Raw genomic sequence first — 14,712 nt, forward strand, 5'->3', positions numbered from 1 at the left:
CCAATGCCCAATGCCCAATGCCCAATGCCCAATGCCCAATGCCCAATGCCCAATTCATAGTTCAATTACTGCCTTAACTTGCATATTGGTTAAGGTGGCAGCTTTTCGGCTGGAGGCTTCATCTAGTCGGATATGGACTTCTACTACTCTGTTGTCGATATTGCTGACGGGATCTGTGTTGATGACATTCTGCCGTCGCACTTGCAAGCCTTTGCGATCTACGATTCCCTGCAATTCAATCGGGAGGTAATCACCAAGTACTTGCACTTGCTGCCCTGAATGCACTTTGCCGATATCGCTTTCGTAGACTTCGGCTATGACATACATCTGGTTGGTTTGTCCGATATCAGCAATGCCATCATTTGATACCAATTCCCCAGGATGGGTATGGATCTCAAATACCTGTCCATTTTGGGGCGATCGCACCTCAGCCTGATTAAGATTAATTTTTGCCAGATTCATGGCTGCTACGGCACGATTGACTTCTGCTTGAGTAACCTCTACATCCACTCCGCGCACTTCGGCGATTTCATCGAGTCTTGCTGTGGCTTCTTTTACCTGTTGCTGGCTAGTTGATTGGGTACGATTTAATTGTGCCTGTGCTTCTTGCAGGCTTTTTTGGGCGGTTTCCAAGTTTAAACGCTTGCTATCCCGTTGGGAGGCGGAAATTGCGCCCTGTTGAGATAATTGCTGATAGCGTTCGTCTTCTGCTTGGGCGTTACGCACTTCGGCTTGGAATCGCTCAATTGTCGCTGCTTGGGCATTAATATCACCTTGGCGTTGTGCTTCTAGGCTGGCGATCGCAGCTTTTTGGGCGGCAATTTCCCCGCGTTTAGCACCTGCTTGGGTGCGGTTTAGGTTTGCCTGGGCTACTTTCACTTGTTCCTGTGCCTCTTTTAATGCTGCTTGCAGGCGATCGCGACTGTTCAAAATCGCAATTACCTGTCCCGCCTTGACTCGATCTCCCTCCTTCACTAACAACTTTTCTACCTGACTTCCTTCCGCAGACACCGCAGCAGAGAGTTTTATTACCTTTCCCTGTGGTTCAATCCACCCTAAAGCTGTTACCGTTTTTAACTGTGGCAATTGTGTTGCTGGCACTTGTGCCTCTGGATTTGCATAATTTCGCCAGCGTTTTACTATATAAAAACTTATTCCGCCAACCAATAAAGATGCAATTATACCTATAGCAACGGATGGACGCAGAATAGACTTAGGGAACGTTCTGTACCCTAGCTTTGAGTTTCGCACCATAGATTACCTCTTAACTAGTGGCGCAGAAAAAAATAAATAGATTAAGCTTTTCTCCTTAGCTCTTTGCTAATTTTTAGTTATTGTTTATTTATCGATTCCAAGTTCATAAACAAATGGAAATTGTTGAGAATTTACCAATATACTGCGATTTAGCTGGATAAGATAACAACAAGTCACTCTCCAGTATTAAGAGACTTATGTTCTTGACGAACTACTTTTGTTTTTTGAAAGTACTCAGGTATCGTAAACGGTTTCAAAAATACGGGTTGTAACAGCGCCAACAATCAACAGAGAAATTCAGTTAAAAGGTAATATTTTTTGTCATCAAAACAAAATAAATTCAAATTAATAAAAAATGTATTTTGATTTGATATTTATATAATTATTAGTGATATATTTAACTCCTGAAAGTTCTTTTTCGGAATTGTCTTTTAAATTGATCAACCCATTTGCTACCAATAACTTCAGTGCGCGATCGCCATTGTCTCGTTAAGAGTCTCTGGGTGGAAACGAGGTTTAAAAGGGGTTTGGGCTTAAGTTGACACGCATGATCATTGCTGTGCCCCGATGAATTGTCTGTATTCTATGCAATTGAGAACGGTTATATATTCTATTTAGGACTGACGCAAAACTACACCCTAGTAGGGGCAATTCATGAATTGCCCCTCAATACGGTTCGGTTAAGGTGCATAGGCTTTAAAGATCCCCCTTAGTCCCCCTTAAAAAGGGGGAAATAGAGCGATTTTTAGCCCCCCCTTTTTTAGGGGGGTTGGGGGGATCGTGTCTTATCCGAACCGTATTGAATTGCCCCTAAGAAAAAAATCAGGATTTCGGCTATTGTTTGCGTAAGTCCTGTATTTTTTCTGGATTTGAAAATCCTTCAATCTTTTCGGAGGGATTCCAGCAATTTAAAACGCCATATTACCTGTGAAGAATAGTTTAAAATTTGTAACATTAACGAGGTTTATCTAATTACTCAGGTTGATCACAAAGACCTAAACACATCTGACTAAATTAGAAATCGCCATGAGCAATTCCTCTGGGGCTACAGGTTTAACTATGTGCTGTTGAAACCCTGCTCTTAGTGCTTGCTGCTGATCGATTTCGCCTGCATAAGCAGTCAGAGCGATCGCGGGAATCTGTTTTGCCCCTACTTCTGCCTCCAGAGTCCGCACCTGTTGTATCAGCATATAGCCGTTCATTTCTGGCATCCCAATATCGCTGAGTAAGATATCTGGCTTTGACTGTGTTAGCGCTTGTAATGCTTCATTTCCTGATGCTACTGCGGTGACGATCGCTCCAAACTCCTCAAGCACAAAGCTGAAAAAGTCGCGGGTATCAGCATTGTCATCTACAATCAGGACTTGTAGACCCATGAGGGGAGAGAAAACAGGAACGGCAGTTGAGGAATCTATATTCGTGTCATCCTTAATTGTTGCACTGTTCTTGATCAGTGGGAACCTAACTGTGAAGATAGCTCCCTGCTCCTCGCCAAGACTTTCGGCGCAAACCGTTCCACCGTGCATCTCAACCAAGTGACGAGCGATCGCTAGACCTAACCCTAGCCCACCAAACTTTCTAGTTGTGGTACTGTCACCCTGACGGAAATAGTCAAACACATGAGGTAGGAAGTCAGGGTGAATGCCCTTACCTGTATCGCTGACGGTAATCTGCGCTTGGGCGTCGATACACTCCAATCGCACATTTACTTGTCCTCCAGTGGCTGTGAATTTGACGGCATTTAATAAAAGGTTCCAGAAGACTTGCTGTAAGCGAACTGAATCACCCAGAACTTTCCCCACAGTCGGATCAAGCATCGTCTGAATTTGAATGGTTTTAGCCTCTGCTGCCAAACGCACTGTGTCCATTGCGGCTTCAATGGTGGATACCAAATTGACTGGCATCATGTTGAGGTTGAGTTTGCCTTGGAGGATGCGAGAAACATCTAGCAAGTCTTCAATTAGTTGAGCTTGTAATTTGGCATTGCGTTCAATGGTTTGCAGTGCTTTTTTGAGCGCTGTCTCATCAAATTTACGGCTCTGCAACAGTTTTGCCCAACCGAGAATCGGATTCAGCGGCGATCGCAGTTCATGGGAAAGTACTGCCAAAAACTCATCTTTTATCCGGTTAGCAGCCTCTGCTTCCTCCCTGGCTCTTTGCTCAAGTTGCAAAAGGCGATCGCGTTCTGATTCGGTGCGTTTGCGATCGGTGATGTCAGTTAGCATCGCGATCGCCCCTAAGAACTCATTTTGTTCACCAAAAATCGCTCTTGTAGAAATCAGTGTCCAGATATACGAACTATCCTTGCAGCGCAATCGACCTTCTTTAAGATCACTCCCTTCTCCCTTGAGCCACTTTAGTATCTCTTCGGCTGCTATACCACCATCAGCCTGATCCATAAAATCAAATATGGAACGACCAAGTATTTCTTCTGCCGGATAACCCAACATCTGCAACATCCGCTGATTCACGAACTCTGTTCGAGCTTGAGAGTCAATCATCCAGATTCCCTCATAAGAGGTATCAACAATTCGGCGATACTTGGCTTCACTCTTCTGTAAAGACTCCTCTGCTTGCTTGCGCTCACGCCGCTCTTTAGCTTCCCGCAATGCCCGTTGCACTGAGGGAACTAAGCGCCCTAGTCGTTGCTTTAACACATAATCGGTTGCACCAGTCTTCAAAGCTTCGATCGCCAATTCTTCGCCCAACGCGGCAGAGACAAAGATAAAAGGAACCTCTGGAGTGCGATTTCGGGCAATTTCCAGAGCCGAAATTCCATCAAAAGATGGCAGGGCATAATCAGCAAGAATTAAATCGAAAGTCTCTGCTTCCAGAGCAGCCAGGAAATCAGCGCCGGTTTCAACTCGTATCAGTTCGCAATCAATTCCCCCTTCCGTTAACATCGCTTGGGTAAGCTCTGCATCTAACAGACTGTCTTCCAAAAGGAGGAAACGGAGGACATTCATCAGTTACTCTCCTGTTGACGATGAGGTGCGGCAGGTAAAGCACCAACGGGAGGCTGATTGATCACTGCCCAAAACAGTCCAACACCCTTAATCGAATCGACAAAATCATGGTAATCTACTGGCTTAACAACATAGGCATTGACCCCTAACTCGTAGCATCGAACTAAGTCTGGCTCCTCACGGGAAGATGTCAATACGACTACTGGAATTACTCGCATAACTGGGTCAGATTTGAGTTGTACCAGTACTTCTAGTCCATCGACTTTAGGTAATTTCAAATCCAGCAGCACTACAACAGGATACCCTTCCATTCGCAACCGAAACAACCCCCGGCGATAAAGATAATCTAGTGCTTCCTCTCCATCACGTACCACCACCACTTCGTTGGCGAGATGATTTTCCGACAAGGCAGCTAGGATTAATTCTGCATCGTTGGCACTGTCTTCAATCAGCAGAATTCGCTTGAGTTCTTTCATTCACTCTTTTTTGTCAACAACTTAGGCAGTGAGAAATAAAAGGTGGCTCCACTGTTAACTACAGCATCTGCCCAGACTCGACCATTATGCCGATGAATAATGCGTTGTACGTTTGCCAATCCAACACCAGTGCCTTCAAATTGTGGGTCGCTATGCAGGCGTTGAAATACTCCGAATAGCTTGTGGACATATTGCATATTAAAGCCTACGCCGTTATCTTGTACAAAAAAGACAACTTCGTTTTGATTGTCAGCACTTCCAACAGTAATTTCTGCTGAATTTTGAGTCTGGGTGTATTTTACGGCATTCCCCATGAGGTTGCGAAGCACGAGCCGCAGCATGGAGGGGTCGCCCTGCACTTCTGGCAGTGACTCGATGTGCCAATGGATTATCCGTCCTGGGGTTTCTGTGATCAAATCGCGTTTGATCTCTTGCACCAATTCCTCCATATTCAGGTTGATGTAGCGCATTTCGGTGCGCCCCATGCGAGAAAATGTCAGCAACTCATCGATCAGTATTCCTGCCTGTTTTGCAGTTTGGGCGATGATCCCCAAATAGCGCTGACTCGTTTCATCTAAACTTGTTGAGCTATGCCGCTTCTGAAGCAATTCTATAAATCCGGCGATGTGGCGAAGCGGTGCCCGCAAGTCGTGAGAGACTGAATAGGAGAAGGATTCGAGTTCCTTGTTAGCGGCTTGAAGTTGGACAGTGCGCTCTTGAATCCGTTGCTCCAGCATTTCGTTGAGTTGTTGCAGGGCGGCTTCGGCAACTTTGCGATCGTGAATGTCGCTGGCGATGCCCACCCACTTGATAATCTGTCCGCTTTGATCTCGAAATGGTAAGCCCCGCACAATATGCCAACGATAGCTACCATCAGAAACTTGACGGAAGCGAATTTCTACTTCGTAGTTTGTAGCGTTAGTAACAGCCTGCGTCGTAGTGTTAAAGACGCGATCGCGGTCATCGGGATGAATGACATAAATCCAGCCATAGCCAGCCGTCTGCTGCATTGTCAGTCCGGTGTAGTCTAACCAGTATTGATTGCAATAGGTAATACCACCATCGCTATTGCCCATCCAAATCGCCTGTGGTGACACTTCCGTTAAAATTCGGTATCGCTCCTCGCTGTCACGTAGCGCTTCTTCTGTCAACTTGCGATCGTGGATATCAACACAGGAGCCGATATAACCGAGAAACTCCCCTGTTGGTGCCAAGCGTGGCACACCAGTATCCAAAATCCAACGGTGTTCGCCATCAAAGCGTCTGAGGCGATATTCCATTGTAAATTTTTGTCGGGCATCAAAGGCATTGATGTATGTATCTAAGCAACGCTGAAAATCATCGGGATGAACATTTTCAGCCCACCCATTGCCCATCTCTTGCTCTAGAGTCCGCCCGGTAAAATCTAGCCAGGGTTTATTAAAGTAGTTACAAAGTTTGTCAGTGCCGGACATCCACACCAGTACAGGAGCGGTGTCTGTCATCTGGCGAAAGCGGGCTTCACTTTCACGCAACGCTGCTTCTGCCTGGTTGCGGTCGCGCAGCGCAGCTTGCTGTTCGCTGATGTCAGTGATCAACGCCGCATACCCTTCAACGATTCCCTGTTTATTAAACTGAGGAACGTAAATAGCATTAATGTAGCGTGTGCCACCATCTTTATAAGGAATTTGACTTTCAAAAGTGACCTGCTCTCCTGCCAGTACTTGTTCCACATAGGGACGAAACACTTGATATGCGGATTCACCCACAACTTCCCAAAGATGCTTTCCATAGATTTCTGCCGCCGGATGCCCAAACCACTCTTCATAGGCTCGGTTGTTGAAGCGGTAGCGTTGTTCTGAATCTACAAAGGAAATCAGAACGGGCAGCGTATCTGTAATTAAGTGAAGTTCTGTATCTCGTTGCCGCAGTGCTTCTTCATTGGATTTTGTTAAGCGATCAAACCGTGTTTCACTTTCGCGTAGTGACTTCAGACTTGCCTCAGCTTGCCGTTGGGCTGTGCGGCGTGATTCGTTGAGCGAGCTGATTAACCCTGCTGTCAGTATGAACACGACCAGTGGGATTACAATATTCAGATTTGTAATGTTCAGCGGATAGAGTGGCTTGAAAAAGAAGTAATTGATTGCCAAAGTAGATAAAACTGTTGCAACTAACCCCGGAGCCAAGCCACCGTACCAGGCACTCACCATCACCGCAGCAAAAAACAGCGCCGCAGGTGTCGCGGTAAGGTATGGATTAAGTAGCAGGGTTGCCCCCAGTGCTAAAGCAACGGATAGCAAAGCAATACTATAGTGCAGCAGTTGCTCCTGGATGAATGCGCTCTTGTCTCTACCGCCAGCAAAGATGTTTTGGGGTTCAAATGCTCTGGCCTTATGACTCATAACCCTACTTTGCTTCTGGAAAATACTGATTTAGCAGGCTTTTGCCGGGTTCACCCATTTTCCGTAACATTTCTTCTATTAGTTTTAGCGCTATCCGTGAAGGCAATGTATGCCCATTCTCCCAACGGTTGACTGTTTTAAAGGAAACTCCTACTTGAGCGGCAAACTGTTTCTGAGAAAGATTGAGTTGCTGCCGAAGCTCCCGAATTAAATCTAAAATTTCCAGCCGCTTTGTTACAGACATCTCTGTATTTTATCCCCATAGGATAATTAGCGTAGGACAGGTGTCCTATTCATTATCTCCTACTGAGGGAATATTTTCTCTGTTTTCGTCTTTAACTGAACTGTATTAGTTCAAAGGTTCAGCGATGAAGCTCAGAGGTTCAAGGGTGAAGTTCAAAGGTTCAACGATGAAGCTCAGAGGTTCAAGGGTGAAGTTCAGAGGTTCAGCGATGAAGTTCAGAGGTTCAAGGGTGAAGCTCAAAGGTTAGGCAATGAAGCTCAAAAGTTCGGCGATGAAGCTCAGAGGTTCAAGTTTCAGTGGCGTTGTTGCGTGAATAGGCAAAATGGTAAATTTTACCTATCGCCTATGTTCGCTCGCTGCCTAACCCAAAGATGAAGACGAAAGCCCAGTACAAAGTTAAGAATTGGAACGCCTATGATGCTTCCCTAAAGCAGCGAGGCAGTATAACTTTCTGGGTGAATGAAGAGATAATCGAGCAGTGGCGCAACCAGCAAAAAACGGGGAAAAAAGGAGCATCTAATTATTACAGTGACGTGGCGATCGCTACAATGGGAACGGTTCAGTCAGTGTTTCATCTACCGGGGCGGCAAACAGAGGGGTTTTTGGAGTCGCTGTTCATGCTCATGGGGATTGAGCTAGCAGTGCCGGATCACTCCACGTTGTCGCGTCGATTAAGCAAGCTATCGGTAGAACTGCCAGTCATACCAAAGGACAAAGGTGTTCATGTTGTAGTCGATTCAACTGGGGTAAAAGTTTATGGTGAAGGCGAGTGGAAAGTCCGCACACATGGGGTTGGTAAACGACGGACATGGCGTAAGTTGCATCTAGGAGTTGACGAGGGCAGTGGTGAAATTTTGGCTGCGGTAGTCACTACTAATGATTTAGCGGATTGTGAGGTGCTGGCCGACTTATTGGAGCAGATTGATTACCCTATAGAGCAAGTATCTGGTGATGGTGGCTATGACACATTTGACTGTTACGATGCGATCGCACAGCGAGGTGCCACAGCAACTATTCCTCCGCGCAGTAACGCCAAAATCCAACAACACCCACAAGAGATAGCACAGCCACATCCTAGAGATGAAAACCTGCGACGGGTGAATCAAGTGGGACGTAAGCAGTGGAAACAAGAAAGCGGCTATCATCGCCGTTCTTTATCTGAAACTGCCATTTTCCGGCTCAAAACTATCTTTGGTGGCAAGTTAAGACGACGCTTTTTTGATAATCAAGCTGTTGAGCTATTTCTGCAATGTGCTGCGCTTAATCGCATGATCCAGCTAGGTAAGCCCGACAGTTACAAAGTGGAAAACTAATTACTACTGCAATCACGAATTGGTGTGTCTTTTTTCTCTTTCATGCAACAAAGCCGTTTCAGTATCTAAAGGTGAAACTTGAGCTTTCCAATGTTCGGGTAGTTGAAGATTTTCCGGTAAGATTGATGATATACCAAATACCGTTACTATTTTGACGTAATGTCCGGTATCTTTGCTGAATAAATTCCAGCATTTTTGGGAAATTTTCTTTGATTACAGCCCCTTGAATATCATCAATAAAGATATAAGGAGGTTTAGATAAATCTAACTGCTCTAGAAGTTTTGGCCATTGCTCAGGCAGAAAATATTCAAGTGCCCAACCACGTAGTGATGTTGCTTGAGTGCGACCAGAGAAGTAGTAAATAGATGGATCACCAGCTACATAAATATCACCAGAAAGACTTCCCGGTTGAGAAATAAAGTCAGCCTCTGAACGAAGTGATGGATATTTCGCTCTAAAGGAACTCTGATATTTAAATCGTGTATCTTCAGCTAAAGCAAAGTTATTCCGAACCAGAATAACACTCTTTCTTGTAAGAGTATATGATAAAGGTAAGAATAATAAAAAGATGAGCGCAATTGTAGTGATTGGAGAACGCAATTCTTTTAAAGGCTGCCATAATATATCTAATCCTTTAGTTGCTAAAATCCCTAAAGGTACAAACAATAGTAAATAATGGTACTCCCAGAATGCCGCACTTTGTAAAAAAATAACACCCAAAGCAAAAACACACCAAACAACAAGTAGCAAAGTCAATATATTCTTAGACTTACGCAATGAGACATTGACTGCAACAATAGCCAATAAAACTAAAGGGTAAAAACCACCTAAAAACCATTGGATTGCTGAAATAAAGTTACTTTGATCGAATGCAGAATTAGCAACAATGCGAGGTGGATATAAAAAAAATGTCTCATACAAAATTGAGATACTATTAAACCAGGCAAAGTAGCTGACAACAACTAAAAGGGGAAATATAATTCCTATAGAAATGGGCAGACTAATTTCAATAAATACTTTCAGAAAAATCTGTCGCTTTATTAATACAGAATATATCAAAATAGTTAGCCAAAAAGAAAGTAAGATAAGTAGAAAAATTAATTTAAATATGAGGACAATTCCACCAAAAAACCCTGACAATAAAAGTAGGAAAAATCTTTGCTTTCCTTGATGTTTAAAAGATTGATAAGTCAGCCAAAGACAAAGGAATAGAGGAAAACCAACCAGTGCTTCCACTTGAGTAAGGTGCCAAGCACCTGAAACAATATAGTAAACACCAACGGTTAACAAAGGTACTAGACTTGCGATAATCCGATGCTGAAAATAGCTTTTTAGAGTCAGCAGCAATATTATAGAAAAAAACACCATGTAAATAAGTTCAAAGACATGGATGCCAATCTCATTAAAACCAAACAAAGTTCCCGCCAAAAAATAAAAGTAGAAAATCCCCGGTTGCTTCACATCCCAAAAATCACGATATAGTACCTTTCCTTGGTGCATCTCCAAAGCACCTAGCCGAAAAAATGCTTGATCTCCGTCAAATGGAAAAGATAAATGTACAAGACCAATTATGACAATAACAATCAAAACCAGAAAGTCAATTCTATTTAATTTAGGAATACTAATCATGTGATTTTAATTAAAATTTAAGCGATTGACCTTAGCGTAGCGATAGCGAGTAATCGAGCGTCAAGGGTTTCCCGACTTCAGAAAAGTGTCCGTCGCAAAGGAAGAAAAATAGATAATTTATGAATGAATTAGCACTATTATAATAAGCATATTTTTAGTTACATAAAGGTTAGGTAAATTATTGGGATGAAATTATAGTATTTTGTCAAAACGGTAGAATGCGCCGAAATAACTAATTGATGCTAAGGTAACTTAACTAGACTGCCGCCAATGTGTCGGCGCTTCGATATAATCAGGTAGGCGAGTGGTGCGATCGCCAAGTGCCTCTCTAATCTGCTGCAACTCTAAGTTTTTAGCTCCTGTCAAAATTGTCCCTTCCAGTTTGACATCACTGAGGTTAGCTTCTGAAAAGTTAGCTCCCATGAGGTTTGCCTGAGTCAGGTTAGCTTGATAAAAGATTGCCCTATACAGGTTTGCTCCAATGAGGTTAGCCTGATATAGGTCAGCTTCCGTTAAGCTGGCTTCTGAGAGGTTGGCAAAATAAACTTCTGTTTGGTGGAGTTTGGCTGCATTCAAGTTAGCCCCTGAAAGGTTGGCCCCATTTAAGTTAGCCCCAGAGAGGTTGGCTCCAATCAAACCCGTCATGTGCAGATTGGCTTTACCCAGTTTTGCTCCTTGCAAGTTAGCTAAAAACAGCTTTGCCCCTGAGAGGTTGGCGACTTTCAAGATTGCTTGTTGCAAATTAGCTTTATAGAGGTTTGCTCCTTGCAGATTAGCTACACGCAGACTTGCTCCAGAGAGGTTGGCTGAACGCATGTTTGCCCCACAAAGATTGGCGCGGTTGAGATTAGCCCAACAGAGGTTAGCTCCACATAAGCTGGCTTTTAGTAATTTGGTTTCATAGAGAATAGACTTAACGAGTTTAGCGCCGTTAAGGTTAGCTTCACTCAAGTCAGCTTCACGCAAGTCAGCCCCACTCAGGTCAGCCCCACGTAGGTCTGCTTGTTGCAGGTTAGCTTTAAGCAGGTCTGCCCCTCTAATGTCGGTATTACGTAAATCAAGTTTCTGCTCTTTTGGGTCTTCGAGTAAATTACGCCTGCCGATGACAGTTAGGGCTGCTTGAATATCGGTACGTATTTTTGGCAATTCTTCATGGAGGCTTTGCTCCAACTGCTGTGTCGGACGCGACCCACCTCTACGCCGACTTGAGTAACCTGCTGTTGAGTATTCCGCCTTTTGTTGCTCTGCTTTTACGTGCTGGATAGGTGTATTCTCTCGCACAAAGGCAGTGAGAATTTCCATGATTGTCCAGTGTTCTTTGGGAAAATCTTGAGCAACTCTTTCTAATGCATAAATTGCACCTGTCCGGGTTTCAACCTTTTCATGACCAAGCTGGGCAATTGCCCCCATAAAGCGCTCTGCAATCAATCTGTCTTGATTGAGTTTTGAATTTTGAATGCCAATTTCGAGGTTTTTCTCAGCTGCGATCGCATTTTTCTGCATCGCTTGGGCACGCTTTGCTGCATAATAAGTATTAAACATTGCTGCCGATGCGAGAAAAACTATTGCAGTAGTTGTTAATGCTTGGTTTCTATACTGGATTTTTTCCTGAATTGACAATTCCTTAATACTGGACAAGGCGAAGAAAATTACAGTCAATGAGAAGCCAAATATAACTGTTATAGCTATCAACCAATTCAACAGAGCGTCTGTCTTTTTAGAAGACATGGTAAAGATTTTCCTTACAACCTAGAATTATTACTTAGATGTTGGGGAAAAATAGTATAGCATTTAACAGAAAATTCTAATAGGTGTCAAGACACTCATTGAACTAGGGAATGATATCGAATATACTTATACGCTCCGACAGAAATAAACCACCCATTCCAAAACAATGAAACGCTTGCGCTACAATAATTACGAGTTATGCCTCCCTTAAAAGAAGGTTATGTTGTAGGGGCACAGCAATGCTGTGCCCCTACCGCGTGGTCTATTTATCTGAAAATTGCTGTAATTGAGATGGTCGCTGGATTTACGCCTTGCGGTACTAGTGTTTTACTCAGAAAATTTGGCTTCCCTGAGATTTGCACCATCGAGTGTGGCATCATTCAGAATTGCCCCATGCAACCCAGCTAGATATAAACTTGCACGATGCAGGTTAGCTCCAGAGAGGTTAGCTCCAGAGAGGTTGGCTGCACTGAGGATTGTCCCTTCTAGGTTGGCTAGATATAAGTTAGCTCCTTCTAGGTTAGCTGCACTGAGAATTGCCCCAGCCAGATTAGCTTCTCTGAGGTTGGCCCCAGCAAGATTAGCTTGGTAGAGATTTGTCTGTTTTAGGTTCGCCCTATTTAGGTTTGCTCCCCTCATGTCCGTGTGACTCAAATCAAGTTGCTCATTTTCTGGGTCTTTGTTTACATCTCTTCTAGCGATAACGGTAAGGGCTGCTTGAATATCTGCACGAACTTTTGGTCTGAGGTTGCTCGTTAATTCCTCTTGGGGCATGTAAAAAGCATTTTCTCGGACAAAAGTAGTAAGAATTTCCATGATTATCCAGTGGTATTGTGGATGATTATGGGCAATTTGCTCTAAATCATTAATTACAGCTAGACTGATTTCTATTGTCTTATTCCCTAGTTGTTCAATTGCTATTCTTAAACGTTGTTTTGGCAACTGATGCTGAGTTTGGTTAACTTTTTCCTGCAAAACATCTATCCTAAGACATGTTTTTGATAATTGACTGTTGTTTGTCGGTGAAATATTTTTCATGGCATGAAAAGCATCAATAATTACTGTCAACATACCCAAGCAATCACAGTAGTTTTTAAGAATTTAGCCGCGTATGCTATTGTTTCATGCATGGTCAATATTTGAATATGCTAATGTAACCAACAAAATAGAGAACATAACTGTTGAGTAAGTAGACATTAACATATATACTGCCTGCCATCCTCAATCATTAGTCATACTAATTATTGTTCATTTTTCACTTATCAACTAACCCTGCTCATGATGATTTTGATTGATGCCTAATCACTGATTGAGCAATCATAAATCATTTGTGAGAAACCACTCTTGACAAAAAGAGAAATCTGAGCGTCGGGAACCGACCCTCAGAACTTCGGGGACAGTCTTCTCCTACAGTCACCGCTACGCGAACACGAAAAATCTCACAACTCAAATACGATTGCAATTAAGTACTTCAATGCAGCAAAAATTACAGCCGATAGTTAAAGACCTAGTGCTGATTGGTGGCGGTCACAGCCATGCGATTGTCCTGAGAATGTTTGGGATGAAGCTGTTACCCGCAGTCCGTTTGACGTTGATTACCGCAGCCAAAAATACAGCCTACTCTGGAATGTTACCAGGACACATTGCCGGATTTTACAGCCACGATGAATGTCATATTGACTTGCGACCTTTAGCAAACTTTGCTCAAGTACAGTTGTATATTGAGACAGTAGTTGCCCTAGACTTGGAAAACAACAAAGTTCTTTGTGCTAACGGACTTGTGGTAGATTTTGATGTACTGTCTATTGATATTGGCAGCACTCCGGCCACAGTGTCTGTATCAGGTGCAGCAGAATATGCGATCGCAGCTAAACCAGTATCGCAGCTATTGGAACATTGGTATGAACTAATTGAAGCTGTAGGTAAAAATCCTCAAGAATTAATTAGCATTGCGATCGCAGGCGGTGGTGCTGGCGGTGTAGAATTGGCGCTGTCGATGCAATCTCATTTACATCAGATTTTACGTCAAACTCAACAACCAATTCCAAATCTAAAAATTCATTTATTTCAGCGTGACACAGAACTAATGCCCAATTACCATTCATCAGTGCGGCATCAAATTCAGCAAATTTTAACTGAGCGAGGTATTAAAATACATCTTGGGGAAACTGTGTGTAATATCGCACCTACAACACACAGGGAAACTAAAGAAATATTTGAAATCAAATGTGAATCTGGTTTGACAGTAGAGTGTAATAAAATTTTCTGGCTAACACAAGCTTCAGCACCTGAGTGGTTAAAAATAGCTGGACTAGGAGCTGATGAGCAAGGGTTTATTTTGGTAGAGGACACGTTGCAATCTCAAACGCACCCGCAGATATTTGCTGCTGGTGACATTGCCACAATGGTAAATTATCCACGTCCAAAAGCTGGGGTGTTTGCTGTTAGGCAAGGTAAACCTTTATTTGAGAATTTGCAGCGAATTTTATTAGGTAAGTCGCTCAAACCATATAAGCCACAGAAACAATATTTGAGTTTAATTGGTACAGGAGACGGACGAGCGATTGCAACACGAGGTGTCATCACTTTACCACCTCACAAACTCTTGTGGCGTTACAAAGATTGGATTGACCGCAGTTTCATGGAACGCTTCCGCTTTGAATAAACGAGTGATATTATGTCCGTTTGATCACTTATTAAACCCGAACAACCCCACCCCG

The 14,712-nt window shown here is 43.3% G+C and carries 11 protein-coding genes; 2 read left to right on the forward strand and 9 right to left on the reverse strand.

The features are described from left to right. Positions 1-54 precede the first annotated feature (54 nt). The 6 genes from HWQ41_RS26615 to HWQ41_RS26640 all read right to left on the reverse strand — a co-directional run bounded on the left by HWQ41_RS26615 (position 55) and on the right by HWQ41_RS26640 (position 7,561). Complete coding sequence (locus tag HWQ41_RS26615) at positions 55-1,254, reverse strand: ABC exporter membrane fusion protein (RefSeq protein ID WP_292769859.1); 1,200 nt, start codon at positions 1,252-1,254, stop codon at positions 55-57. Between the two features lie 995 nt (positions 1,255-2,249). Beyond that, a complete protein-coding gene (locus HWQ41_RS26620) occupies positions 2,250-4,220 on the reverse strand; it encodes a response regulator (protein WP_292769861.1) in 1,971 nt (656 codons plus the stop codon). Beyond that, a complete protein-coding gene (locus tag HWQ41_RS26625) occupies positions 4,220-4,696 on the reverse strand; it encodes a response regulator (protein ID WP_292769864.1) in 477 nt (158 codons plus the stop codon). The genes HWQ41_RS26620 and HWQ41_RS26625 overlap by 1 nt, the downstream gene beginning before the upstream one ends. Further along, on the reverse strand, positions 4,693-7,077 hold the full coding sequence (locus HWQ41_RS26630; RefSeq protein ID WP_292769867.1) for a PAS domain S-box protein: 2,385 nt from the start codon (positions 7,075-7,077) through the stop codon (positions 4,693-4,695). Before HWQ41_RS26630 ends, HWQ41_RS26625 begins: the two co-directional genes overlap by 4 nt. 4 nt (positions 7,078-7,081) lie before the next feature. Next, positions 7,082-7,321 (reverse strand): helix-turn-helix transcriptional regulator, encoded by a 240-nt coding sequence (locus tag HWQ41_RS26635; protein WP_292769869.1) that lies wholly within the window; start codon positions 7,319-7,321, stop codon positions 7,082-7,084. 105 nt (positions 7,322-7,426) lie between these two features. Continuing rightward, positions 7,427-7,561 (reverse strand): hypothetical protein, encoded by a 135-nt coding sequence (locus tag HWQ41_RS26640; protein ID WP_292769871.1) that lies wholly within the window; start codon positions 7,559-7,561, stop codon positions 7,427-7,429. A 131-nt stretch (positions 7,562-7,692) separates the two neighbouring features. Between HWQ41_RS26640 and HWQ41_RS26645 the strand changes: the two genes are divergently transcribed. Then, the gene (locus tag HWQ41_RS26645) at positions 7,693-8,634 is read left to right on the forward strand and encodes an IS5 family transposase (RefSeq protein ID WP_292769873.1); all 942 of its coding nucleotides are present in this window, start codon (positions 7,693-7,695) and stop codon (positions 8,632-8,634) included. Between the two features lie 58 nt (positions 8,635-8,692). Here HWQ41_RS26645 and HWQ41_RS26650 read toward each other — a convergent pair whose 3' ends face one another. The 3 genes from HWQ41_RS26650 to HWQ41_RS26660 all read right to left on the reverse strand — a co-directional run bounded on the left by HWQ41_RS26650 (position 8,693) and on the right by HWQ41_RS26660 (position 13,063). After that, positions 8,693-10,264 (reverse strand): hypothetical protein, encoded by a 1,572-nt coding sequence (locus tag HWQ41_RS26650; RefSeq protein WP_292769875.1) that lies wholly within the window; start codon positions 10,262-10,264, stop codon positions 8,693-8,695. A gap of 252 nt (positions 10,265-10,516) precedes the next feature. Further along, the gene (locus HWQ41_RS26655) at positions 10,517-11,992 is read right to left on the reverse strand and encodes a pentapeptide repeat-containing protein (protein WP_292769877.1); all 1,476 of its coding nucleotides are present in this window, start codon (positions 11,990-11,992) and stop codon (positions 10,517-10,519) included. A gap of 327 nt (positions 11,993-12,319) precedes the next feature. Next, entirely contained in the window at positions 12,320-13,063 is a 744-nt protein-coding gene (locus tag HWQ41_RS26660; RefSeq protein ID WP_292769879.1) for a pentapeptide repeat-containing protein, read from the reverse strand. Positions 13,064-13,466: 403 nt separating this feature from the next. Between HWQ41_RS26660 and HWQ41_RS26665 the strand changes: the two genes are divergently transcribed. Continuing rightward, positions 13,467-14,657: an FAD-dependent oxidoreductase gene (locus tag HWQ41_RS26665; protein WP_292769881.1), complete on the forward strand. Its 1,191-nt coding sequence runs from the start codon at positions 13,467-13,469 to the stop codon at positions 14,655-14,657. Positions 14,658-14,712 lie beyond the last annotated feature (55 nt).

Source organism: Nostoc sp. NOS(2021) (assembly GCF_017115025.1).
Classification (GTDB): domain Bacteria; phylum Cyanobacteriota; class Cyanobacteriia; order Cyanobacteriales; family Nostocaceae; genus Nostoc.

Bases quoted from the DNA above. Each gene is read 5' to 3' on its own strand.
- HWQ41_RS26615 (WP_292769859.1), bottom strand. From the start codon at position 1,254: ATGGTGCGAAACTCAAAGCTAGGGTACAGAACGTTCCCTAAGTCTATT.
- HWQ41_RS26620 (WP_292769861.1), bottom strand. From the start codon at position 4,220: ATGAATGTCCTCCGTTTCCTCCTTTTGGAAGACAGTCTGTTAGATGCA.
- HWQ41_RS26625 (WP_292769864.1), bottom strand. From the start codon at position 4,696: ATGAAAGAACTCAAGCGAATTCTGCTGATTGAAGACAGTGCCAACGAT.
- HWQ41_RS26630 (WP_292769867.1), bottom strand. From the start codon at position 7,077: ATGAGTCATAAGGCCAGAGCATTTGAACCCCAAAACATCTTTGCTGGC.
- HWQ41_RS26635 (WP_292769869.1), bottom strand. From the start codon at position 7,321: ATGTCTGTAACAAAGCGGCTGGAAATTTTAGATTTAATTCGGGAGCTT.
- HWQ41_RS26645 (WP_292769873.1), top strand. From the start codon at position 7,693: ATGAAGACGAAAGCCCAGTACAAAGTTAAGAATTGGAACGCCTATGAT.
- HWQ41_RS26650 (WP_292769875.1), bottom strand. From the start codon at position 10,264: ATGATTAGTATTCCTAAATTAAATAGAATTGACTTTCTGGTTTTGATT.
- HWQ41_RS26655 (WP_292769877.1), bottom strand. From the start codon at position 11,992: ATGTCTTCTAAAAAGACAGACGCTCTGTTGAATTGGTTGATAGCTATA.
- HWQ41_RS26660 (WP_292769879.1), bottom strand. From the start codon at position 13,063: ATGTTGACAGTAATTATTGATGCTTTTCATGCCATGAAAAATATTTCA.
- HWQ41_RS26665 (WP_292769881.1), top strand. From the start codon at position 13,467: ATGCAGCAAAAATTACAGCCGATAGTTAAAGACCTAGTGCTGATTGGT.